The sequence below is a fragment of the Microcoleus harperi Pol14_C6 genome, from assembly GCF_036701295.1.
Lineage (GTDB): Bacteria > Cyanobacteriota > Cyanobacteriia > Cyanobacteriales > Microcoleaceae > Microcoleus.
Genome location: NZ_JAUBQN010000014.1, coordinates 102,294 through 126,116 on the forward strand (window position 1 = coordinate 102,294; position 23,823 = coordinate 126,116).

A 23,823-nucleotide genomic window follows, 5' to 3' on the forward strand; every position below is an offset into this window, starting at 1 on the left:
GACTTCAGTCTGCGACGCTTTACCTACTCAGTTAAATTAATCGGCAAAGAAACTGTAAATGCTGTATTACCCGGTGCCGACTCCACATCAATTTTACCCTGATGTTTTTCAATTATTTTTTTGACAATATCCAGTCCCAACCCGCTGCCTTCTCCCGCAGGTTTAGTAGTAAAAAAAGGCTCAAAAATTTTCGGAATAATCCCTGTTTGAATCCCCTTACCGCTGTCAATAACTTTTACCAAGACGTTGGTATCTTGTTGTACCGCGTCAATTCTTAAAGTTCCTTGATTGTCCATCGCTTGTAAGGCATTGTGAATTAAATTGGTCCAAACTTGATTAAGTTCGTCGGGATAACACAGTACCGCAGGCAATTGAGATTGATAGTTTCTGACAACTTCCACACCCTGCTTTATTTGGTTTTGATAAAGAGTTAATACGGTTTCAATTCCGTCCGTAATATTCACCTGTATTTTTTCCCCATTTACATCGTAACGCGCATAATTTTTCAGAGCAAAGACGACTTTTGCAGCGCGTTCAGTAGCGGTAGCTATGGTTCGGGCGCTTCGGTGAATGCTAGCAAAGTCGTAGGCTGTTTTTATAATATTTTCGCTTTCAGGATCTTTGAGCAGCGACAAGAATTCTTGCAGATTTCCTTGTAATCCGATATTGACTAAAATGCTAGCAAGGCTGTCAGCATTTTCAATGCCTTCGGACTCTAGTTGCTGCTTCACGCCTTTTTTCAGGACCCGTTTTTCTCTAGTAGATAAAGAGTAATTTTGTTGACTAGAACTGTACATCAAACGCAAGAAATCGTGCTGGCGTTCTGCTGACAGTTCTTTAAAAAAAACTGGCAAACTTTCGAGATTGTTATCCAAAAAGTTAGTAATATTTCCAATAGACGACCGAATTGCGCCCAACGGCGTATTAATTTCGTGAGCAATGCCTGCAATCAGTTGCCCTAACGCAGCCATTTTTTCCGATTGCACTAATTGATTCTGAGTAGCTTGCAATTTATTTAAAGTTAGTGTCAGTTCATCGTTTTTCTGTTGAAGTTTTTTTTGCAATTGGCACATTGCTAAATGGGTTTCTACCCTAACTAGAACCTCTTCCACCTGAAAGGGCTTGGTAATATAATCTACGCCGCCTACCGCAAAGGCTTTGACCTTATCAAGTACCTCATTAATCGCGCTAATAAAAATTACGGGGATGTCGCAAGTTCGTTCATCAGCTTTGATCTTTTGGCAGACTTCATACCCATTCATTTCAGGCATCATAATATCCAGCAAAATCAAATCGGGAGGCATACCTTTTGCCGCCGAAAGCGCTAACTCGCCGCTAGGTACCGGGCGCACTTTATAGCCCTTGGTGTTCAAAATTCCGGCTAGCAGCCGCAAATTAGCTGGGGTGTCGTCAACTACTAAAATATTACCGCGCTCGGTGCTAGGAATGTGGTTATTCATGTGATATTGGTTGAGATATTAACTTTAAAACTTTGTCGTACTCAAAATTTTCTATACAAGTTGCGATCGCACCGGCCGTTACTGCATCCTTTAATCGAATTTGCTCTATCAAGGTATCAATTAAATCCATATCTGCATTCAGTATCGCTAGCTTTAAATCAGCTACCAGTGAATCAGGCAATTTTACGAAATCAGCCGCAGTCATAGCGCGATCGCCCTCTTGGATTGCCGATAAATTAGTTTGACCCGGATCTTCATAAATATAGCGCACTCCGATATGTTTGTGCATAGCATCAAAAATATCGGCTTCCCGGAAAGGCTTCCTCATAAAAGCATCGCAGCCAGCCGATAAAATAACTGCCCGTTCTTCCTCCAAAACGCTCGCTGTCAGCGCAATAATAGCTGTAGCTTGACCTTTAATAGTGCTTTTAATGTATTGCGTCGCTTCGTAGCCGTCCATCACAGGCATTCTCATGTCCATCCAAATTAGATGTGGTTCCCAACTCTCCCAAATCTCAATAGCTTCTTGACCGTTAGTACCTTCTTTTAGCTCAAAACCCAGAGGAGAGAGGATTTTAAGTAACAGTTGGCGGTTGAGCGGTTTATCGTCTACTATCAAAATTCGATAGGTGGGTTGGTGGGGTTCCAGAGCAATAACATTGCGGGTCGGTTTTAGGCTTTCAATATCAGCCACATCGACCGCAATAACTTGAATGTCAAATTTAAATTTAGTTCCCTTGCCAACAGCAGAACAGACGCTCATTTCGCCACCCATTAATTCCACAAATTTGCGACTGATTGGCAATCCCAAGCCAGTACCTTCTTGCGAATCTTTGCCTGTCTTGGTTTGCACGAATGGTTCAAAAAGAGCGTCTAATTCATTGGTAGCAATACCGGGGCCAGTATCTTCGACTTCAAAATGAAGGAAGAAGGAAGAGGTAGAAGCTGAATCGTCATTTGGCGTGGCAATAATCTGGTTTTTAGAGTGACTGAATTGAGATATTTTAACACCTTTAAGTGCTGAATTTTCTGTATTTAGTGAGAGTTCTGGGTGAGCAAAATTCCCCTTTTCTACCTGCTGATTTCTGCCTAATGACTGCTTGCTAACTCTGACGGCTACACCTCCATCATCGGTAAATTTAAGAGAGTTGTTGAGCAGATTAATTAAGATTTGGCGCAACTTTATTTCGTCGGCTTCTACATATTGTGGCACCTCGGTGCTCCGGTCAAAAACTAACTGCAACTGCTTGTCATGTGCCTTGAGTTCAAACATATCTTCCAAGTTGTTTAGCAGGCGATAGAGGTCAAATTTTTTGGGATTGAGGGTGGTGCGCCCGGATTCAATTTTAGATAAATCGAGTACGTTATTAATCAGGGTGAGCAGGTGTTCTCCGCTGCTGTTAATTATGCTAATGTTTTCTTGATGTTCTGGGGATAAAGTTTGGCTGCGAGTCATTAGTTGGGAAAAGCCGAGAATTGCATTGAGAGGCGATCGCAATTCGTGGCTCATGTTAGCAAGAAAGGTGCTTTTAGCTTGATTCGCTACCTCTGCTTTGTCTTTAGCTACAGCCAATTCTGCCGTCCGCTCTTCCACTCGGTTCTCTAAAGTTTCAAAAGATTGTTGCAGTTGTTGAGCCATGCTGTTAAATGACTTGGCTAATTCCCCCAATTCGTCCGAGCGTTCGCTTTCTACGGTTGTGTCCCATTCACCTTTAGCAATATTTTTTGCTGCTGCATTTAAGCGCAAAATAGGGTTTGTCACCCACCGAGAAGTCAGAATGCCGATCGCCACAGCTACTCCTAAAGCTGCGAAACAAAGCAAAACCGCTGTGCGGGTATTGGCATCGATTTCTTTGGTAAAATCTGCTTCGGGAACAACTACGACAATCAGCCAGTCTAAACCTTTGCCGTCTTGGAACGGCAAGACTTTTAAAAATTGTCGCTTGTGATTTATTTCAAAGCTCAATAACTCCGATTTTTTAATTAGGTCTAACTTTTGATATTGTGCAGTTAAATATTTAGCTGTAGAGCGAGTAAAAGGGTTGCTGCTTTCTTCTACTTTAAACAATTGTCTTTGATTACCTTTAGTGCGAAACGGGTTTTCGGTTGTGGAAGTTGCTAACAAAGTACCCTGGCGATCTATAATAAATGTTTGACCGGATTTGCCAACTTTGAGACTGTTGAGAAATCTCCCAAGATGGTCGAGACGCAAGGCAGTAAATAAGACTCCTTCTAGCTGATTTTTTTCGCTGTATACTGGTTGGATAGCGCTGATAAGTAATGTCGGTTCTAGTAAGGAAACAAAAACCGAACTCCAAGTAGGTTTGCCGACTTTTACGGCTTTTTGGTACGCAGGATGTTGCCGATTATCATAGTTTTTGGCAATGGTGGTAACTGTAGTGAGATCGCCTCGCTCGTTTGTACTGTAAGAATTAAAATTTAACCCAGTAGATGTTTCTATCACATTAATCATTCGGGAGCCGTTAGACAGTTGTTCACCCGCTCTATAATCTCCCTTATTGTTGCCAACGGAGGTAAAATTGATATATGGATATAATTGTACTTGCCGCCAAAGATATTTCTCCCAAGCTGATAAGTTTTCCATCTTTAACAACCCGATGTTGACAGCATCCAGCTTGGTTTGATTTATTTGATGGGGAGTTGTTAGGTAAACTTGCAGGTTTTGCTCGACACGCAAACTCACCTCGCTCATTAACTGACTGGCAAGGTTATTAACTGCTTTTTGTCCGTTTCTAAAGGAAAGATATCCTACGAGTCCCACGGCTCCGACGATTTGCAGTACAAATGGAACTATGAGAACAGTTCGCAGCGGTAATTTGTCTAAAAGTTTAGAAACCATAAGATTGAGAGGTTTGGTGAACTTAGTCTAGAAGCGTCTTTGCACAAGCTGTCTTAACAGCAGCACCATTTACTGCCGACTAGCTAGAAAGAATTGATGCGGGCTATTTTAGCTGTGCTAGATGCTCGACCCCATCGAATGTAAACCTAATCTTGGCTAGATTAAAGTTGATTATTTCCCCCATTGTCGTATTATTGTGAACATTTAGGTAGAATTTGCAGTCTATAGCTTCGAGAACTGCCTGATCTGCGATCGCGCGGGCGAGTTGAACCCGCATCCCTCAAGCGATTTGGAGGCAGGTCAAGAAATTTGCGATCGGCACTCGCCATTTTCCGCAAGACGTGTTATACTGTAAAAAGTCGAGGGCACGTAGCTCAGTGGATAGAGCATCAGGTTCCGGTCCTGAGGGTCGGGGGTTCAAATCCCTCCGTGCTCATTTAAATTTATTCAATGACTTACTTTGAGACACTGGGGACAAATTTTTGTCCTCGGTGTCAATTATTGTGATTTAAGCGTCAGTGTCAAAAATCGAATCGCCGCTGTAGTCGCAGGTCGCCGACTGATTGCGCCCCTGTTGCTTGGCACGGTACAGTGAACGATCGGCGATCGCAATCAAGTCAGCCGATGATAGTTCCGAAATCGGAATCAAGTTAGCGATACCCATACTAATAGTAACTACATCGCTCACATCAGATGTTTTATGAGGAATATGTAAAGCTTTAATAGCAGCGTGAATCCGTTTAGCCACCGAACTCGCTCCTTCAAAATCAGTATTAGGCAAAATGATGCCAAATTCTTCTCCGCCGTAACGCGCCACCAAATCCGCTGGACGGTACACCACCTCTTGCACAGTCTGAGCAAGTTTGAACAGACAATTATCCCCCATTTGATGACCGTAGCAATCATTATAACGTTTGAAATAATCCACATCAAACAACAAAAGAGAAATAGGTTTTTGTTCTCGGTATAGCCGCTGCCATTCATGCTCTAAGCGGTCATTAAAACAGCGGCGATTAGCAATTTGAGTCAACCCATCAATATTTACCACTTGTTCTAAGAGGTGAGTAGCGCGGGCTAGCTCTTCGTTAGAGAGTGCCAGTTGTTGATTAATTTCTCTCATGCGCGCTTGGGCCTGCTGCCTTTCTGCCAATTCCTTCTGCAACTTCTGAAAAATATCCGCTTGCTTAATGGCGATCGCTAACTGATTAGCAATCTGTTTAACAAGGTCAACTTCAAATTCTTCCCATTGCCGAGGAGCAGAACATTGATGAATACATAACAACCCCCACAAATCTTGTCCATTGAGCAACGGCGCAACTAAATTAGCCCGAACCGGAAATTGTTTCCAAAGAGCGCGGTAACAGTGTTGAAGGTCAATATTATTGATATTTTCAACTACCTGCATTCTCCATTCTTGATATGAATCAGGATCTTGTTCACCACCACACAGGTCGTTAAATTGATTTTTGCTTACCAATTTACATCCTTCGCCTACGGATTCTGAGACAAACTCACCATATCCAAAATTACTGTCAGGATCGAACTTAAATATGCCGACGCGCTCGGCATCAAGAAACAGGCGAATGTCCTGCGAAGCAATCTCAAAAATTGTAGACAAATCAAGAGATTGACGGATGTGTTGAGTAATCTCTTGAAGTAAGATCGCCTTGTCGTACTGTTGCCGCAGAGCGATTTCTGCTTGCTTTTGGGCCAGAATAGCTGCCTCTGCTGCTTTTTTGGCTTTAATAATTTCACCTTCGTATAGGATACGCTGGCGGATACAGATCAAGATGCAATCGTTGACAAAGTTTCCTCCCTGATTCCGACGCACAGCGTTGATCAGCATGGGTATATCACTGCCCTGCTTTGACCTTAATGAGAAGTAAATTTCCTCTACTTTACCGTCGAGCTTCAACAGGGGGAAAAAATGGGTTTGAAAAAAAATCCGGCTGGCCATTGGCAGAATGGAATCCATTTTCCGTTGCCGCAGTTCATCGGTTTCGTATCCGAGTAATTGCAGTAATGTGGCGTTGACCATTAGGATCGTACCATCGTCAGCAAACGAGAGGAATCCACAGGGTGACGTGTTGAGTAGCTCGTCTATCTGGTAGGTCATGTTTGCCATACAAATCAAGTAGTATGAGGTACACTCAAATACTCCTTAATCATCTCGATCGTTTCTTGTGGATGACTCAGGTGCGGGCAATGTCCCGTAGCTTTCATCAGCCGTAGCGCACTTTTAGATAGGTGGCGCTGAAGGTAATGCCCTACTTCGGTGGGAGCAATCACGTCATCAGCGCATTGCAATATCAGTGAAGGTACTGATACCTTGGGTAAATCACTGCGATTGTCAGAGTAAAAAGTTACCTCGGCAAAGCGACTTGCAATCACCGGATCAGTGGAGCAAAAACTTGTCTCAAGTTCCTCACTTAACTCAGGACGCTCCTGATTCTGCATCACCATTGGCGCCAGAAAGCTTGCCCAACCAATGTAATTTTTCTCCATGATATCTAGGAGATCCTCAATATCTGTGCGCTCAAACCCTCCGTAATAATTTGGTAAATCATTGATGTAGCAAGGTGAAGGCCCTAGGAGAATCAGGCGATTAAAGTAATTAGGAGCTTGAATTGAGGACAGAAGGCCGATCATACTGCTGACAGAATGACCGACAAAAATCACATCCGTCAACGCTAATTCTTCACAGATATCTAGGACATCCTGAACATAGCCATTGAGGTCGCTGTACCGTTCATAACTGTAGGCACTAATATCAGACTGTCCCGAACCTACATAATCAAATAGGATGATTTTGTAGTCTTTCTCAAAAGCCGGTGTTACGAAACGCCACATATTTTGATCGCACCCAAATCCATGAGCAAACATCATCGTCTGGGTGCCTTGTCCAAACACTTTTATATTATTCCGTAAGAAAATTTTTTTAGTCATTTGAGCGACACGAGCATTAAATTAATTATAAGACTTTTGCGCACTTTAATGAAGGAGGATTGCGGATTCCACATAGTGGTAGACAACAATTCAGGATGTCGGATTAATTGAGTGGCAACCTCAGCAATAGCCCGCTTCCTCAACATATAATGCTGCCCAATTTCCTAGGCGCTAGCTTGTAACTATTCCTATTTCGGTGGGGTTTCAATTCCTTCGGCAATTTTGCTCACATTTAAGCCCTGTGTGATTATAACTATGGGTTGGGCAATTCCGCGCTCGCTCGCTCAGAACGCTGGCTAAATCGCGGACAAGTGAGGGATCAATTTTGAGCCACTTCACCAGAAAATTTTTCAGAGTGTTAAAAGCAGCATAGCCAGTCGCAAAATCATCGACATAAATCCCAATACCATGCTCGGATCATTGGCTCAAAAGATTGTAGGTAATGTCAACATTAAGCCTCATTGCCGTTCCTGTAATCTCTAGCCCTAGATATTTTGGCTTCATATCGGTGCGCTCAAGGATGCGATCGCTCTTAGCGATTAAAGTCGGTTGGCTGAGTTGACGTGCCGACAGATTCACCGCGATATTAGGCAGAATTAGTCCTGCTGCTAGCCACTGCTGATATTGCCAGCAAGCTTGCTCTAAAATCCATTTGCTCTTCGGGCCAAATCAATCCAGTTTTTTCGGCGATGGCAATACATCGATGGCGATGAATCCAACCTAGTTCAGGAGAACACCCTCCTACTATAACTTTAACACCAGCAAGGCTACCTGTTTGCGAATCGAGCTGAGGTTGATCGTACAGCCAGTATTGCCTTTCCAAGCACAATTCAAGAGATTTGCGAGCGCCACGGTATTGGATTTGGCCCAAGGTATGGTGGCTGTGTAAAAAATATAGGTATTCGACCCCATTCCTTAACTTAATATAGGGAAATATCTGCATTTTTTAGCAACCTATCGAAATCCATTTCATCTTGTGGATCGAGCGAGAGGCTAATAGTGGTGATGAGGTGTAAGTAATGATGTTTGATAATCAAATAAGTTTTAATATTTTAGTACAATAATTCCCTGTGGTTCCGCTAATATCGGGGTAGTAGAGATAGGCAACACGCGGGACTAAGCTGCTAGGCTAGGAAGATTTTATGGTATGTTCGAGAATGGGATATAGAGAGGATTTTAGGATTTTTGATGTGTCATTGAAATAGACAATTTAGAGGCACAACAGCTTACCCCTAGATTTTTACCAAAACCTATTTAGTGGAATTGATATACCATGAGGCGCTGATGCAGAAGGCCATAAAAGCTCCTCTTTCAGCAATTAAAGACCTCCCAAACATTGTCGCGGTTGCTATAAATTTTCACACACTACTCAAATTAAAAGTAGGTTGGGTTTCCTAGCTCAATCCAACCTACTTTTAACAACGATGAATTACTGCTAACTCTCAAATATCCTCATCGTCTTGACCTTGCACACCCTGGAGAATCCGCGATAGCTCACTCTTCTCATTAATCGTAATCCGAGTCGGAGAACCGCTGATAATCCGTTCGTAACCACGGAACGAATCTTTAATTTGTGGGCCTCTTTCAGTAATTGTGTATTCCCGAATTCCTTTGTCGTGCCAGGAACCGCGCATCTTAAACACATTAATTGCCCGCGACATTTCTCCTCGAATCTCTACATACTGGAGCATAATAATTGTGTCAGTAATCGTAGAAATATGTGAGTCCGTAATCGAATTAGAACCCATAAACTGGTCGCTTGTATTCGTAAAAAAGCCAGTTATCTCTTCCTGCTTCGCAAAACCTGTCACTCCGATCACAAATTGCCTGAAAGCATTATTGCTGACACCCCTAGCTAAGGCAGACAGTGAGTCTATAGCAATTCGAGAAGGTTTGAACTCCGCAATTTCTGATTTAATAGTCTGCAAGTGGTCTTCCAAACCGGCAGATTCCGGGTAAGTACACAGCAGCTTCAGCATTCCTTTCTGTTCCATTTCCTCAAAATCAATGCCCCAAGAATAAGCATTACGGAACAACTGAGCCCGCGACTCTTCATAGGCAAACAGCAGCGCCCGATTGCCGTTCATACAAGCATTCTGCAAGAATTTGCTCACTAAGAGCGTTTTTCCGGTTCCCGTTGCACCCGTAGCCAAAATAATCGAGTCTTTGAAGAAGCCACCGCCACACATCTCGTCGAGAGTTTTATCGCCCGAAGAAACCCGCACGTTGGAAGACTTTTGAGTTAATCGCATCGCCCCCAATGGGAAAATATTAATTCCGTCATTAGTCATAGTAAAAGGATATTCGCCCTTCATATGAGTTGTACCCCGCAACTTCAAAATTTCGATGGTGCGGCGGCGGCGTTCTCCTTCCAATACGTTGCGAACAATCACCACATTATCCGACACAAACTCTTCCACTCCAAACCGAGCCACCGGGCCGTATTCTTCCACCCGTTCCGTCGTCATAACTGTAGTTGCTCCGACTTGTTTGAGGCGCGCAACTAAGCGAAAAATTTCTCGGCGCACCACCGATGCTGCATCGTACTGCTGAAATACGGCGGTAACAGAATCTATTGAAACCCGCTTGGCTTTGTACTTGCGAATGGCGTACTGAATTCGCTCGATTAAGGCTGATAAATCAAAATTTCCTACGATATCTTGACCTTCTGGATCGGGGGAAGCATCCAAAATAAATAGCTTGCCTTCCTCGATTAACTGTGCCAGATCCCAACCGAAACTGCAAGCATTTTTAATAATATCTGTCGGAGATTCTTCAAATGTTACGAAAACTCCTGCTTCGTCAAAATGGGTAATTCCATTATAGAGAAATTGTACGGCAAATAAAGTTTTTCCCGTTCCTGATGTGCCGCTGACTAGGGTGGTTCTGCCGAGCGGCATTCCGCCGTGACTGATGTCATCGAAACCCTCAATCATCGTGCGAATTTTTTCAACTCCTGCCGTTACCAATCCTTCTCGTTTAACCGTTTGACTAATTTCATTCATGTCGATTTTTGTCAACTCTCAGTATTCTTTAGTTGTCACTCATTAACCGCCGATCATGAGTCTTTGTACCCAGCTTTTAGTTTTGGCTCTTGCTCAATAACTAATGAATGCTGACTGCTGACTAATGACCCCGTCCAAAAACCGATACCGTGCCACGTACTACTGTCGTGGAAAGATAAAAATTTTAGACTTGTGTTCAACCTCCCAGATTCATCTGTTGAGTAAATCTAAAATCTAAAATCGTTCGACTGAGCACGACTCGACGCTTCGACGCTCGCGCTCGCCGAACGTTTCACGCCAAACCGAAGTCTTAAATCTAAAATCGACTGACTCTTACCTGATTATCTTATGAATTCAGGTCTTCTTCGCGAAGTTCTTCATAGAGCAAATCTAATCCTATCAGAACTTTCTCACGATCGGACAAATCGCCAATAATTTTTCGCACCGGCGGCGGCAGGATTTTGGCCAGCGTGGGGGTTGCCAATATTTTGTCCTCTTCTGCTAGCTGAGGATTTTTGAGAACATCTATGACTTTCAGCGCGTAGACGCCTTGAAATTCTTGTTCTAGGATGTCCTTTAGGGTTTTCAAAGCTCGCACTGAGTTGGGAGTATTCCCCGCAACGTACAGCTTCAGAACGTAGGTTTTCTTCAGAGGACTCATGAACTTTTTTAAATGTTGAGTATTAGTTGTCAGATGTTAGTTGTAGTTGTTATTTGTCTTAAATCCGCTGTTCTTTGTTATTTTATAATAATTTCCGCCTCGCCCTCGCGCGGCCGTTTGTCGGCTCCTTTCTTTTTTGTTAGATTCTACCTTCTACCTTTTCTTTCTTAAATTATGGCGAATCCCTTCTACATTCTACCTTGAGAGGTCTCTTTCGGAATCGATCGCCGATACATCTCGCACATATGAGCGATCGCGTCAATCAGGGTCAAGCGGTAATCCAGCAATATTTCCTCGCTGCGCCCTTCTATTTTTAGCTGTTTAGCAAACTCGTCCATCAATTCCATGTGAATCTCTACAATTTGAGTCACGGGAACGTCCGCAAAAAAAGCTAAATTCACAAATTCATCTATTTGATTGTTGACCGCAGCATCTTGAGAAAAATAATTCAAAACGATGTCGCGATAACTTGACTTGAGTTGCTCCAAAAACTTTTGTTTCTCTGGTCCCGACAGATTTCTCAAAAAAATCTGGGAATTTCTTTTATAATACACACCTAAGTATCCTAATCGCTCCCGTAATTTTTCCGCCAGTCGCCGCTGCTGTCGGCTGAGCAAACTTTGAGCAGTCAATTGGGCTGTCGCATCGACCGTTACGGATTGGTAATTGACAGGAACCGGAGTTGAAAGCTTCAGAAATTGTGCGATCGCCTGATCGATACCGGCAGCTATTTCGCTCGATCGAGGGATTGCCAGTTGCACCTCAGCAGGGTGATAAAAAAAAGCACAGCTTTCGTCTTGACTCTTGTTGGGGGTAATGGCTGCGGCCTCAAAACCATCTGAATATGGTGCTTCGGGCCTGCAATCTTGCGGGTGAGGCGAAAAAATCACAGCAGGCAAAAAGATCGATCGTTCTTGCAGCTTGCCCAGAAGCGATCGCAGATCCCCATCCACCTCCAAAACCAAACAATCAAGGTGATAATTGTGCTTAAGGAACCCCAAAAGCTCCACTGCCGACTTAATGTGCGTTAAAGCATAGCGTTCGCCTCTCAAAAGCTCGATCGCAGAGGCTGCGATTTCCTCAGAGCGGACAAAAATACCGATAGACAGTTGAGGAAGCAAAGCTGTAGGTGCACCACCTAAGTTGCCGGAAAGTGCTGGATCGCTCAGAGTTGATATCTCCTTTACAAAAAACTTAACATTTTAACAATCATCTCAATATTTATTTTAACCAATCTTAACCGCAAAATAAGTGATGCACTTCTACCAAAGGAAGAATCAAAGTGTACTCTGTGGTTTTTGTGTCAAGCACCCTGAGCGTGATTTCTGCAATTAAGCTTAAGCCTTAAAATAATTGCTAGTCGCCTCAAATCAGGCGTAGGCATCGAACTCCCCGGTCTCGGTGCAGATATCGAGCCTGATAGCGAACTGATATAAAACAAATAAGATACAGAAATTCGCAGCTACATTGAGCATCAAAAATATTACTGCTCTCGCGAGCAGACTCTCAGGTTTGTTATGCCACTCACCACCCCCAGTCTCAAAAATTTTATCGAGCCAGTGCCGCTGTGCCACCAAACGGGTGCGCTAGAATCGCTGCAGTCAATTTTCAGCTCCTGCAACTGCGATCGAGTCGCAGTAGTCAACGAACAGCTACAGCCGCTGGGATTAGTGTACCTCCGCAGCCTTTGGGCTTGGGGAGCCGATCGCACAAACGACGGGCAGCAACCTTTGTCAGAAAGCCCGATCGCGATCGAGCCAGTCAGGGCATTACCCGCCGCTATGAGCGTCAGGGAATTCTGGCAGTACCTGCAAACAGAGGAACAGAACACCCCAACCCGGCCAAACCGCCAAACCGCCGGCATTTCCTCAAACACTCCGATCGCCCTCACAGATGCCAGCGGTCAATTTTTAGGAATGCTAGACAGCCTGAGCCTGCTGCAATTCGCCGCACTCAACAGCAGCTCGCTCTGCAGCCTCACAGAGCAGGCAACAGCCGTCAAAGAAATCGAATTAAAAAAACCAATTTCCGAAGCAATCGCTACGGTCCTAAACGCTCAAGTGCGCTTTCTAGAAGCAGGATTGAAACCTTCGGAAAACCTGAACTCCCTAGTCGAACTACTGGAAAAACTGCCCCTACCCCTGAGATTGCAAACCCCTACCGCACAAATAGTCTGCCAAAACGCAGCGTGGCGGATTTTGCTAGGAGCAGGCCCAGAACCAGTTCCAGAACCAGCAGCAAATTTGGGTAAACACTCGCCCCGCAAACCAAGCCATTTAACAAGCGAATACAAGAGCGTGCAGTTAGAGGGCATCACCAAAGAATGCAGGAGCCTAGTAGGAGCAAGTAGATCGAGCGATTCCCTGCGGGATAGCTTCGCCGCGCGCGATTCAACCGCAGCCACCAGTTGCCCGCTGCCCCTGTACGCTGCAGCCTCCCCCTCAACCTTAACCGCTCCAGCTTGGTGCCCCACCGCCGGCAAACCAGATACCTACATTTGCGAGTGCCCCGTACAAAAAGACCAAGAACGGATCTGGCAATTTGTCAAACAGCCGCTCTCAGACCAGCTAATTTTAGTAATGGGACAAGATGTCACCGAAGAACATTTAGTCGCCAAAGAACTAGCAGCGAAAAATGCAGATTTAATCCACCTCAACCGACTAAAAGACGAATTTTTATCCTGCATCAGCCACGAACTAAAAACCCCGCTCACCGCCGTCCTAGGTTTGTCCAGTCTCCTCAAAGATAAATTGATCGGAGAACTTAACGACCGCCAAACACGCTACGCCAAACTAATCCATAAAAGCGGGCGGCATTTGATGACAATAGTTAACGATATATTAGACTTGACTCGGATGGAAACCGGGCAGCTAGAACTAATTCCCGAAGCAGTCGAAATAGCATCAACCTGCCAAAGAGCCTTTGAACAAGCAAAACAACTGCAACAGCAAGAAGAAAAAAACCCTCCCGCCCCGAGCAAAACGGACGGTACAGAAAACGCAGAACCCTCGACCCAAATAGAATTTACACTCGAAATAGAACCGGGACTGAGCCACTTAATTGCCGACGAACTGCGGCTGCGGCAAATGCTGGTTAACCTCCTTTCCAACGCCCTAAAATTCACCGAACTCGGCGGCAAAATCGGATTGAAAGTAAATGTTTGGGAAGGCTGGATCGCATTCACTGTTTGGGACACTGGCATCGGCATCCCCGCCGAGAAACAGCACCTAATCTTTCAAAAATTCCAACAGCTAGAAAGCCCCCTCACCAGGCGGTTTCAAGGAACCGGACTGGGACTGGTACTGACTCAACGCCTAGCTCGGCTCCACGGCGGGGACGTTTCGTTTATTTCCTCAGAAAACCAAGGCTCTCAATTTACCCTGCTGCTGCCACCAAATCCTCCGGGAAACAGCAGCGAAGAAGTCCCGGCATCGGGAGCTGCTGAGGAAGAATTATTACAACCCCAATATCCGACTCTGACCGCCAATTCTCGCTCTCGTTTAGTATTAATAGTCGAAGCAGTTCCCAAATATATCGAAGATTTAACCAAGGTCATCTCAGGTTTGGGCTATCAAGTAATAGTCGCCCGTTCCGGCACCGAAGCGCTGGAAAAAGCTCGCAGGTTCAGTCCCGAAGCGATTTTCCTCAACCCGCTGCTGCCGCTGCTGTCGGGTTGGGACGTGCTGACGCTGCTCAAGAGTGACCCGGATACCCGATCGATTCCGGCGATCGTCACGGCCACCAGAGGCGAAAAAGAACGGGCCAGTGTCAACAGAGCCGAAGGCTTTTTGAGCTTGCCGGTGGAAGAACCCGCTTTGCGGCGGCTGCTGGCAGACTTGATCGGTCACAGTAATGCTAGTAGCCCCAAAGTAAGGAGTTCTTTAACTGTGTTGTGGCTCAGCCCGCAAAACGGTTCCTCTCAAGGTTCTGCTTTACTGCTCAACCCCAACTACTGCCGGGTTTTAGAAGCAGACGACCTCGGCCAAGCAGAACTCGTGGCCAGAATTTGGCGCCCCGACGCGATCGTTTTAGATGGTACAAGTCAACTGCAAAACCCCTTAGCTTTTATCGAACAGTTAAGTCGGTCTCGAAATTTGGGTTCTCTCCCCTTGGTGACTTTAGACCCTCCAACTACCCAACTGGCAAATCAAGTCAAAGGATTGTCGGTATTTCCCTGTTTAGCCACTAGCAGTCCCGACGACAGTGAAAGTTCACCAACCGGGTTAATGCCAAGTGCTTTGTGGCAAGTGATTCAAGTTGCTGCGGGCATGAGTTGGAAGCCCAGCATTTTATTTGCAGACATTTCGACTTTACCCGATTTGCACTCCTCTTCTGGGGGAAACCCGACGGAAGAATTGGAACATTGCGCTCGATCGACAAATGCCGAGATTCCCCTCCCCAATTCCCAGTTTTCTACTCCTAACTTTCAAGCTTTGATTCAGTACATCCACACAGCAGGATTTCGAGGGTCGATCGCTCCCTGCTGGACAGAAGTTTTGCAGCAGTTGCAATATCAAAGCGTTGACTTAGTTTTGCTGTGCTTGCGAGATGCCCCCTCAGAATCCCCCGCTATGTTGCAGGCGCTATCGAACCTGCGCCAAATGGCAGTAAAACTGCCAATTTTAGTCTGGGATTATCGATCTGCTGTAAATTCGGAATCCGAGGCGATCGACTTTCTACTGCAAGAAGTATCTGCTAAAATTTTGCCTTCTTCCTTATCAGCAGCACAATTGTTAGACAAAATTCAACAGAGTTTATTAACTCATTCAAGTTCCTGAAAATGAAGAAGCTGCCAGGTTTGTAGTGAGTAATTTACTTCTATCTAAACCGGTAAATACCACTATTATTTCTGAGTAAAAACAGAGTTTTCTAATTCTTTAACGGAAAACATCGAAGGGTTATTTATTAACTGCTTCAACTTTCTAATAACTCATGATTTTGCCTATTTGTAGTGAGGCGATTAGTAGTCTATAAAACAGTAAAAAAAAACGACGACCCTGAGTGTAAATATAATTTGAGAAGTATTTAAATGAAAACCCAGAAGTGTGGCGAGTCAAGAAGCAATATCAAAACTCAAAAATATGAGTTATTATAGGCGATCGAGAAACCCTTATATTTTTTTCTGGGGCTGTACAGTGCCTAATCGCATTCCTTTAATATCTCTGCTACTCGCACTCGGTTTGGGGGCAATGCCCGAGCCTGCTGTCGCACAGGCACTCCTGCCTTACACCCTGCAAATCGACTCGGCCCAACTTGAACAAACAGCCTTGAGCCTTGCAGAAGAAGCCGTCCAGCTAGCCAGGCTGCAGCAGTACCAACTCGCCGTACCTAGAGCCGAACTCGCCACACAGTTAGCCCCCAAAAATGCTCAAACTTGGACTTTGTTAGGCAGCTTGTACCTTCAAGTCGAGCAGCTTGACAAAGGCATTGAAGCTTTGGGGCAAGCTCAATCTCTGTCACCAGAAAATCCATCAATTAAATTTGTCTTGGGAGAAGCTCACTTTCGGAAAGCGAACTACGAGAAAGCAATCGAATATTTGCAAGCAGGGTTAAAGTTAAAACCAGACACTCCAGGTGCATTATTTGATTTAGGCAATGCTTTTTATAAGTTGAAGCGGTTCGATCAGGCGATCGCCCAATATGAAAAAGCCTTTGCTTTAGAAAAAAACCTGTGGCCGGCTATTAACAATATTGGATTAGTCAAATACGAAATGGGAGATGTTGATAGCGCCATCAAACGCTGGGAACAGGCGATCGCGATCGACAACAAAGCAGCAGAATCAATGCTAGCTCTAGCAGTAGCACTCTACGGCAAAGGCGACAAAGCAAAAGGCTTAGCGATGGGAGAAGCAGCTCTGAAACTTGACAAACGCTATGCTACCGTAGAATATCTCAAAGAAAACCTCTGGGGCGATCGTTTAATCGCAGATACCCAAAAGTTGCTAGCAACTCCTGAAATGAAAGCAGCACTGGCTAAAATTCAAGACGCCCCACCCCCTCCAATGTAGTCGCCCGATCCCAAATCCGGGTGTAATATCATCACGAACCCTCCGTCACTGCGAGGAAGGAAGAAATAGCAGAGACTAAGCGATTGCTTCCTTCCTCGCAATGACAAATAATACAAAAAAAAGGGGTAGTAAACCCGGATTTGATATAAGTCGCGATCAACTTACTTCAACTGCCCCCAGTGTTTTGAGCGTCGCAATAGTCGCCTCAGTTAAACCTTTAACACCTGTCATTTTCATGCCTTCATAAGGTTTGGGAACTGGTAAGGTTTTGATGCACTTAGCCGTCACTGCATCCCAAAGCTTAATCGTCTCATCTTGGCTACTACTAGCAAGGGTCTGACCATCTGGACTAAAAGCAACTGACCATACCCAATGGTCATGTCCTTCGAGAACTTGCAAACATCTACCCGTGCTAACATCCCACACTCGTATAGTTTGGTCGTGACCGCCACTAGCCAAGTATGTACTATCAGGACTGAAAATTACAGATGACACAATACCGTCATGTCCCTCTAAAGTTGTCAGACATTCTCCGGTATTGATATCCCAAAAGTCGATGCTACTGTCACTGTTGCTGCTTGCCAGGATATTACCATCAGGGCTAAAGGCAACAGACCAAACCCAACCGCTATTTGCCATCAAAGTTCTTAAGACTTTCCCTGTACTGATATCCCATAACTTCACCGTATTATCGGTACTCGCAGAAGCCAGAATATTACCTGAAGGACTAAAAGTAACTCCCATCACCCAACTCTGATGCTCAGTAAAACTATAAAGACATTGCCCTGTGCTAATATCCCATAGTTTGATAGTCTGATCGGCACTGAAACTTGCCAATATCTTACCGTCGGGACTGATGGTGGCTCCCCAAACCCAAGCAGAATGACCCTCTAAACTTTTTAGGCATTCTCCTGTCATAGCATCCCATAACCTAACAGTAGTGTCAGAGAATCCACTCGCCAACAAGTCCCTATTCGGACTAAAGGCAATCGATTTCAATCGATTAGTATGTCCATCCTGTATGCTTTTAATACATTTCCCCGTTTTGATATTCCATAATCTCACGGCGCGATCGCTACTAGCTAAAGTTTGACCGTCGGGTGAGAAAACTACCGAATTTACTGGATTGCTTTGCCCAAATACTGTTTTTAGACAATAACCCCTTCTGACATCCCACAGTCTCACCTTACAATCTTCACCAGTGCTAGCTAAAGTTTTGCCATCTGGACGAAACGCGACAGATGAAACCCGAGTGGTGTGTGCTTGCAGTGTATTTAGACACTGACCCGATATTACCTCCCACAATCTCACGGTGCTGTCTTCGCTGCAACTTGCTAAAATCTGACCGTCAGGACTAAAGGCAACAGACACTACTATTTGTGAGTGTCCAGAGCCAATCCTCAAGACCTCACCCGTGCTAATATCCCAGAGGGCGATCGAAGCATCAGCACCGCCACAGGCTACAGTTTTACCATCCGGACTGAAAGTAACCGATAGAATTTGACCACAGTCACTCTCAAACATTTTCAGGCATTGTCCCGTAGCAACATCCCAAAGTTTAAGTATTCCGTCATCACCGCCACTAACTAAAATATTACTTTGAGGACTAAATGCGATCGACCAAGCCTGACTTTTGTGTGCTTGCAAAGTTAGCAAGCATCGTCCATGACTCCAATCCCAGAAACGCACAGTTCCATCACCGATGCTACTAGCAAGCATCTTGCCATCAGGACTAAAAGCCACTCCCAGCACAGTGCTAGTATTTCCCTGCAATATTTGACGGATAGACCAACTGCTAACATCCCAGCAACGAATCGTCCCGTTACTACCGCCAGTAGCAAGAGTTTTCCCATCCGGACTAAAAGCGACTGATAACACGATGCTGCCGTATTCTTTGCTAGTTCTCAGCAGCCTAACTTCTGGCATTTGCCACAAGTGAATCTCACCATTTGTATCGCCCATTGCTAAAAGTTGTCCATCCGGGCTAAAAGCGATTGACAAACCACTTCCCAGAACTTCAGTGAAAACGGAATTAGCTAAATTAGCCCCAGCAAAATTGACAAAATGCAAATTAGTATCGGGTAAATAAGCTTGCCAAACGGTCAAATTAGAAAAATCCCAACCGCTTAAATCTGGCTGCATCTGACGCAAGAGATTTATAATATTACCTGCAGCATAGCCAGTTTCTATTGTTGGTTTACCGCGCAGCGATGCTAGAATTGGTTTGAGTTGGTTTTCGAGAAGTTGCTGGCGTTCAAAAGTAAAAAGCAGTCGATCGGCAATAGGTTTAAGGATAAGACGAGCTTGCGTATCTCTAAGGTATTCTTTAGCTGTAGCTTTGAGAATAGCATGGCTTCTGAGAAGGTCAATTTCGCTGCTGGTTATCTCAGTGCAGACTTTTTCGATTAATCGTTCCGTCATGTATTCCATGACGACGGGTTGTTGAGTGTAGCCCTCTGAGATTTTTTCGATGAGAGAACGTCTAACGAGAGAACCTAAAACCTCTAGTAATTCTTTGACAGTTAATTTTGAAACTAAATCTTGTTGTAACTCTCTCAGCGAGACTGGCTCCCGCTCGATCGCCAACCAGTACATCACCTTTTTTTCTACATCTGATAAACGATTGAATTGTCTGTCTAATAGGTTACGAATATCATCAAATACTAAAGTTCCTTGATTTAAAAGTTCTAAAAATCTGGTCAGGCTACTGTCAAAAAAATCATGGATGGCTGGAGCAACCATTTTTAAGGCTAACGGATTTCCAGCATAGTGGGATCTCAAAATATCCCATTCGCAGTCTGAGCCTTGAAAAAAAGCAATACCTCGGACAATTTCCTGTGCTTCTGGGGTTGTTAAACCTGTCAGTTGTAATGAACGAGCTGGCAAATTTTTACCTTCTTTAGCTGCTAAACCGAGCGGTTTTTCTCGACTGGTTAGTAGCAGGGTACTTTTATGATTGATTTCGGCTACACATCGCAGAAGTTGACCGTAGCCTTCATATCCCTGTCGATAACAACCCGTGCGTTCTTCTTCCTGTAGAATTGACTCGAAGTTATCTAATATTAAAAGACACCGATGCTGTCGCAGATAGTGCATCAGGCGCGAGATTCCAGCCTCCACAGTTTCCGGTAAATTCGTTTCCTGTTGGTTCGAGAGAAATTGAATCAGTTGTGCCAATAAGTCGAGGAGCGATGGAGCATTGCAGAGACTGTGCCAAATAATATAATCAAATTGTTCTTGGATGCGTTCTGCTACCTTGATAGACAGAGAGGTTTTGCCAATGCCACCCATTCCCAACAGCGTCACTAGGCGGCAGCGATCGCCGATTAGCCACTGTTCTAATAAAGCTAATTCCTCTGCACGTCCGTAGAAAACAGAAACATCAATTGCCTCTCCCCAATTAATCGTTTTGTTGAGTTTTGTTACATCTGTTGCAACTCGATCGGCGATCGCACCACTCCGATCGATTTGTTGGTTGATATTGTGACTAATTCGGCTATTTGGTAGTGCGACGGTTACTTGTGCCTGTTGTGCTTTCCGTCGCATAACTGACTGAACGTTACTCTTGGTGACTTTTTCTCCGAATAGCCGACGGAGAACTTGCCATAACTGAAAGCCAACAAACTTAATGTATTCGGCATCATAACCCGCGCTTTTGGCAATCTCTGGATAAGAGCGTCCTTCCCAAGCCTGTCGCAATACCAGTATGTGAATATCGTTGAGATGCTCTTGTTTGAGAACTGAGTCGAGGAAAAGCAGTGCTTCTTCAATAGTCATTTATCTAAAATTATCCGGTTTGTTAGCGCAAGGGTCGTGGTTCCTGTCCCCAATTGCAGGCGTTTAAGCCATTATACTTAAAAACTCGGTAGAGTTTGCAGCCACGATATAACTATTTATAACTTTTACTCACAGACGTGAGCGGCGCATCGGTGTTATTACTGAATCAAGGTAAATTTAACCAGTTAACTTCTCTATTAAAAGTAATAGCTATCAAAACTGTGCATATCTAATGCAGTTTCGTTATCAGGTAGTAATGGCCATTGCAAGAGCTGCTTAATTTTATTGCAATGCTTCTTAAAAAATTACTTTTTGAAAGTCAGGCAAGGATAAATTCACTAAAACCGCCCATTAAAAGCAGATCAATAAGAGGGCATATACTGTGAGCGAATTAATTAATTATAACGCTACACTTAACCTTGACAATGAAAAAAGCAATCTAAATGCAGTAAGAGGCTCGACAAATGCCATCGTACCAGCATTAGATAAAATAAACACTGGCAACTCTGTTGATAGTTCAGTTATTGCTAAGGATTTAGCGACCAATAAAGATCTATCATCACCAAGCATTTTAGATTTAAAAACCGAGGAAATTAATAATGTAATTTTGCCCGCCAGCACCACCAAAACCAGTATTTTTTCAAATGATTTAACATCTCAATCTAGTACATCCGATACAGGAATCGATAGCCTAACAGGCTTAAAAGTAAACGAAGCGGTAATAGATAATTCAAAACCTGACTCATTAACGAATCCTTCTGCTTCTCAAAGCCAAACACTTAACAATACGGAACAGCTAAAAGAAAACGTTACGCCAGCAACAAGTGAATCTAAGACGCCAGACACTTCCATTACTTCAACTGAAAATAAAACGATCGCACCAGCGATCGAGAAACCATCAGTTTCCGTTGAGGAAACTTCCCCTGTCACAGATAAAGCAGCGGTAACTTCTGAGAGTGAAAATAAAGCGCTCGCAGCGCTTGACTCTGGAGCAACCACACCAGTATCGTCAGAAAAGTCAGTTGTGACAACCGAGTCTTCAGCTAGCGTCACAGGCGATGAAAGAGCGATCGTATCCGATACTCCCAAAAATCCCGATTCAGCAGTAGTAACAAATAATAATTCAGAAGCGATCGCCTCTGAAGTATCAAAATCAGATACCGCCGTTATCACTACTGCACCCGCAACATCCGATCCTGCTAAAACCGAAACAGAGGTAACTTCTGCCAACTCCGGCGCTCTCGTATCTAACAACCCTGCAAAAAATCCCGATTCAGCAGTAGTAACAAATAATAATTCAGAAGCGATCGCCTCTGAAGTATCAAAATCAGATACCGCCGTTGTCACTACTGCACCCGCAACATCCGATCCTGCTAAAACCGAAACAGAGGTAACTTCTGCCAACTCCGACGATCTCGCACCCGCGATCGAGAAACCATCAGTTTCCGTTGAGGAAACTTCCCCTGTCACAAATAAAACAGCGGTAACTTCTGAGAGTGAAGATCGAGCGATCGCATCTACATCAGATATAACTGATTCAAGTCCAACCCCAAAAAATTCAATAAATTCAACCACTGCTGACGTAACTAAAACCTCCCTAACCAGCACACCCGCCCAGAATATCACCCAGCTACCATCTCAAAGCTTTACATTTAACACGGGGGTATTTAAAGTTGATGAAACTGGCAAGGTTGGGATTGATTACCTGTTTGACGGTGGTGGATATGAGGGAGAGTTAGGGATTTTTAATCTGGACGGGATGGAGAAATTAGCTCAAAACTCCGATGCTTTTATTACTGAGGCTGCACGCAGAGCGGTAAGTAATTCTAATTTGGGTTATGTCGTCATTAACGATGCTACTGAAGGAGCAAGATTTAGTGGCGACCTCCCTGACGATATTAACCGTAATCAAGGCGAGTATAAAGGCGTTAAAACCTTTACCATGCTACCAGGAGATAGGTTTGCTTTAATCTTAGTCCCTAACGGAGCTAACTTACAGCAAGTTGCAAACAAGTCTGCAACAGGTGATGACGCACGGCCTTTATTTTCCCTGCCAATGGCTAACCCAAATGGTAGCTTTATGACAGGGCAAATTGCCGATGTCACGGGTGTAGGAAATACCTTTGTGATGGAAGATTTGCGGGTAGACAAGCCAGGTACAGATAGCGACTACAATGACATTATCTTCCAGGTGCGGGGTGCGACGGGGAGCGCAGTCAGTATAGATAGCGTCATCAATCCAAATAAAGAGTGGCGTTCAACTAACTTGGGTAAAGCGTTGATTGAGTACGCTAAACCTTACGTAACACCGGAGAATCCCAAAGTCGGGGAGTTGGTCACAGATGAGTTGTATGATAGCATTTTTGGCAATACAGATAACCAGGTAGATAACGCTAACAAAACAGGAGCGATCGCGCCTGAAGTTCCAAAATCGGATTCCCCCGCTGTCACGACTGCACCCGCAACATCCGATCCAGCTAAAACCGAAAGTAACGTAACTTCTACTAACTCCAGTGCGATCGCACCCGCAATAGAGAAACCATCAGTTTCCGTTGTGGAAACTTCCCCTGTCACAGATAAAACAGCCGTAATTTCTGAAAGCCAAAATCAGCCTCTTGACTCGGGAGCGACTACAACAATATTGCCACAACAGCCAGTGGTTACAGCCGAGTCTTCATCTAGCGTTACACAGGATGGAGGAGCGATCGTATCTAACACTTCTCCAACAAATCCCGATTCAGTTGTAGTAACAGATAATAATGCAGATGATCTCGCATCCGCAATAGAGAAACCATCAGTTTCCGTTGTGGAAACTTCCCCTGTCACAGATAAAACAGCGGTAACTTCTGAAAGCCAAAATCAGCCTCTTGACTCTGGAGCGACCACAACAATATTGCCACAACAGCCAGTCGTTACACCCGAGTCTTCATCTAGCGTCACGGGGGATGGAGGAGCGAGCGTATCTAACACTTCTCCAACAAATCCCGATTCAGTTGTAGTAACAGATAATAATTCAGGAGCGATCGCACCCGCAATAGAGAAACCATCAGTTTCCGTTGTGGAAACTTCCCCTGTCACAGATAAAACAGCGGTAACTTCTGAAAGC

At 44.4% G+C, this 23,823-nt stretch carries 14 protein-coding genes and 1 tRNA gene; 4 read left to right on the forward strand and 11 right to left on the reverse strand.

Features of this window, described 5'->3' with window-relative positions; genetic code table 11:
* Positions 1 to 23: 23 nt before the first annotated feature.
* Both QUA27_RS12465 and QUA27_RS12470 read right to left on the reverse strand, forming a co-directional pair.
* Positions 24 to 1,460 carry a hybrid sensor histidine kinase/response regulator gene (locus QUA27_RS12465; protein WP_333068309.1) on the reverse strand — a complete coding sequence of 479 codons (1,437 nt, stop codon included), beginning with the start codon at positions 1,458 to 1,460 and terminating at the stop codon, positions 24 to 26.
* A complete protein-coding gene (locus QUA27_RS12470) occupies positions 1,453 to 4,320 on the reverse strand; it encodes a hybrid sensor histidine kinase/response regulator (RefSeq protein ID WP_333068310.1) in 2,868 nt (955 codons plus the stop codon). The genes QUA27_RS12465 and QUA27_RS12470 overlap by 8 nt, the downstream gene beginning before the upstream one ends.
* Positions 4,321 to 4,683: 363 nt before the next feature.
* Here QUA27_RS12470 and QUA27_RS12475 point away from each other — a divergent pair.
* A tRNA-Arg gene (locus QUA27_RS12475) sits at positions 4,684 to 4,756 on the forward strand.
* A gap of 72 nt (positions 4,757 to 4,828) precedes the next feature.
* Here the strand turns inward: QUA27_RS12475 and QUA27_RS12480 are convergent.
* The 8 genes from QUA27_RS12480 to QUA27_RS12510 form a co-directional block, all read right to left on the reverse strand.
* Complete coding sequence (locus tag QUA27_RS12480; protein WP_333068311.1) at positions 4,829 to 6,445, reverse strand: diguanylate cyclase domain-containing protein; 1,617 nt, start codon at positions 6,443 to 6,445, stop codon at positions 4,829 to 4,831.
* A 5-nt stretch (positions 6,446 to 6,450) separates the two neighbouring features.
* Positions 6,451 to 7,230, reverse strand: coding sequence for an alpha/beta fold hydrolase (locus QUA27_RS12485; RefSeq protein ID WP_333068313.1), 780 nt, complete (start codon positions 7,228 to 7,230; stop codon positions 6,451 to 6,453).
* Between the two features lie 240 nt (positions 7,231 to 7,470).
* Complete coding sequence (locus QUA27_RS27380) at positions 7,471 to 7,671, reverse strand: hypothetical protein (protein WP_445251496.1); 201 nt, start codon at positions 7,669 to 7,671, stop codon at positions 7,471 to 7,473.
* A 12-nt stretch (positions 7,672 to 7,683) separates the two neighbouring features.
* The gene (locus tag QUA27_RS27385) at positions 7,684 to 7,845 is read right to left on the reverse strand and encodes a hypothetical protein (RefSeq protein ID WP_445251495.1); all 162 of its coding nucleotides are present in this window, start codon (positions 7,843 to 7,845) and stop codon (positions 7,684 to 7,686) included.
* Between the two features lie 7 nt (positions 7,846 to 7,852).
* A complete protein-coding gene (locus QUA27_RS12495) occupies positions 7,853 to 8,137 on the reverse strand; it encodes a hypothetical protein (RefSeq protein ID WP_333068314.1) in 285 nt (94 codons plus the stop codon).
* A 571-nt stretch (positions 8,138 to 8,708) separates the two neighbouring features.
* Positions 8,709 to 10,271, reverse strand: a complete 1,563-nt coding sequence (gene kaiC / locus QUA27_RS12500) for a circadian clock protein KaiC (RefSeq protein ID WP_333068315.1) — start codon at positions 10,269 to 10,271, stop codon at positions 8,709 to 8,711.
* A gap of 346 nt (positions 10,272 to 10,617) precedes the next feature.
* A complete protein-coding gene (kaiB, locus tag QUA27_RS12505; RefSeq protein ID WP_006632119.1) occupies positions 10,618 to 10,932 on the reverse strand; it encodes a circadian clock protein KaiB in 315 nt (104 codons plus the stop codon).
* Between the two features lie 188 nt (positions 10,933 to 11,120).
* Complete coding sequence (locus QUA27_RS12510) at positions 11,121 to 12,053, reverse strand: circadian clock protein KaiA (protein WP_333068317.1); 933 nt, start codon at positions 12,051 to 12,053, stop codon at positions 11,121 to 11,123.
* Between the two features lie 396 nt (positions 12,054 to 12,449).
* On the opposite strand from QUA27_RS12510, the gene QUA27_RS12515 reads away from it, so the two are divergent.
* Both QUA27_RS12515 and QUA27_RS12520 read left to right on the forward strand, forming a co-directional pair.
* On the forward strand, positions 12,450 to 15,710 hold the full coding sequence (locus QUA27_RS12515; protein ID WP_333068318.1) for an ATP-binding response regulator: 3,261 nt from the start codon (positions 12,450 to 12,452) through the stop codon (positions 15,708 to 15,710).
* 357 nt (positions 15,711 to 16,067) lie between these two features.
* On the forward strand, positions 16,068 to 16,940 hold the full coding sequence (locus tag QUA27_RS12520; RefSeq protein ID WP_445251497.1) for a tetratricopeptide repeat protein: 873 nt from the start codon (positions 16,068 to 16,070) through the stop codon (positions 16,938 to 16,940).
* 156 nt (positions 16,941 to 17,096) lie between these two features.
* On the opposite strand, the gene QUA27_RS12525 is transcribed toward QUA27_RS12520, so the two are convergent.
* On the reverse strand, positions 17,097 to 20,717 hold the full coding sequence (locus tag QUA27_RS12525; protein ID WP_333068320.1) for a WD40 repeat domain-containing protein: 3,621 nt from the start codon (positions 20,715 to 20,717) through the stop codon (positions 17,097 to 17,099).
* 382 nt (positions 20,718 to 21,099) lie between these two features.
* Between QUA27_RS12525 and QUA27_RS12530 the strand changes: the two genes are divergently transcribed.
* On the forward strand, positions 21,100 to 23,823 hold a 2,724-nt coding region (locus tag QUA27_RS12530; RefSeq protein WP_333068321.1), incomplete at its 3' end, for a DUF4114 domain-containing protein.

Coding starts and splice junctions, on each gene's coding strand:
- QUA27_RS12465 (WP_333068309.1), bottom strand. CDS start 1,460: ATGAATAACCACATTCCTAGCACCGAGCGCGGTAATATTTTAGTAGTT.
- QUA27_RS12470 (WP_333068310.1), bottom strand. CDS start 4,320: ATGGTTTCTAAACTTTTAGACAAATTACCGCTGCGAACTGTTCTCATA.
- QUA27_RS12480 (WP_333068311.1), bottom strand. CDS start 6,445: ATGGCAAACATGACCTACCAGATAGACGAGCTACTCAACACGTCACCC.
- kaiC (WP_333068315.1), bottom strand. CDS start 10,271: ATGAATGAAATTAGTCAAACGGTTAAACGAGAAGGATTGGTAACGGCA.
- kaiB (WP_006632119.1), bottom strand. CDS start 10,932: ATGAGTCCTCTGAAGAAAACCTACGTTCTGAAGCTGTACGTTGCGGGG.
- QUA27_RS12515 (WP_333068318.1), top strand. CDS start 12,450: ATGCCACTCACCACCCCCAGTCTCAAAAATTTTATCGAGCCAGTGCCG.
- QUA27_RS12525 (WP_333068320.1), bottom strand. CDS start 20,717: ATGACTATTGAAGAAGCACTGCTTTTCCTCGACTCAGTTCTCAAACAA.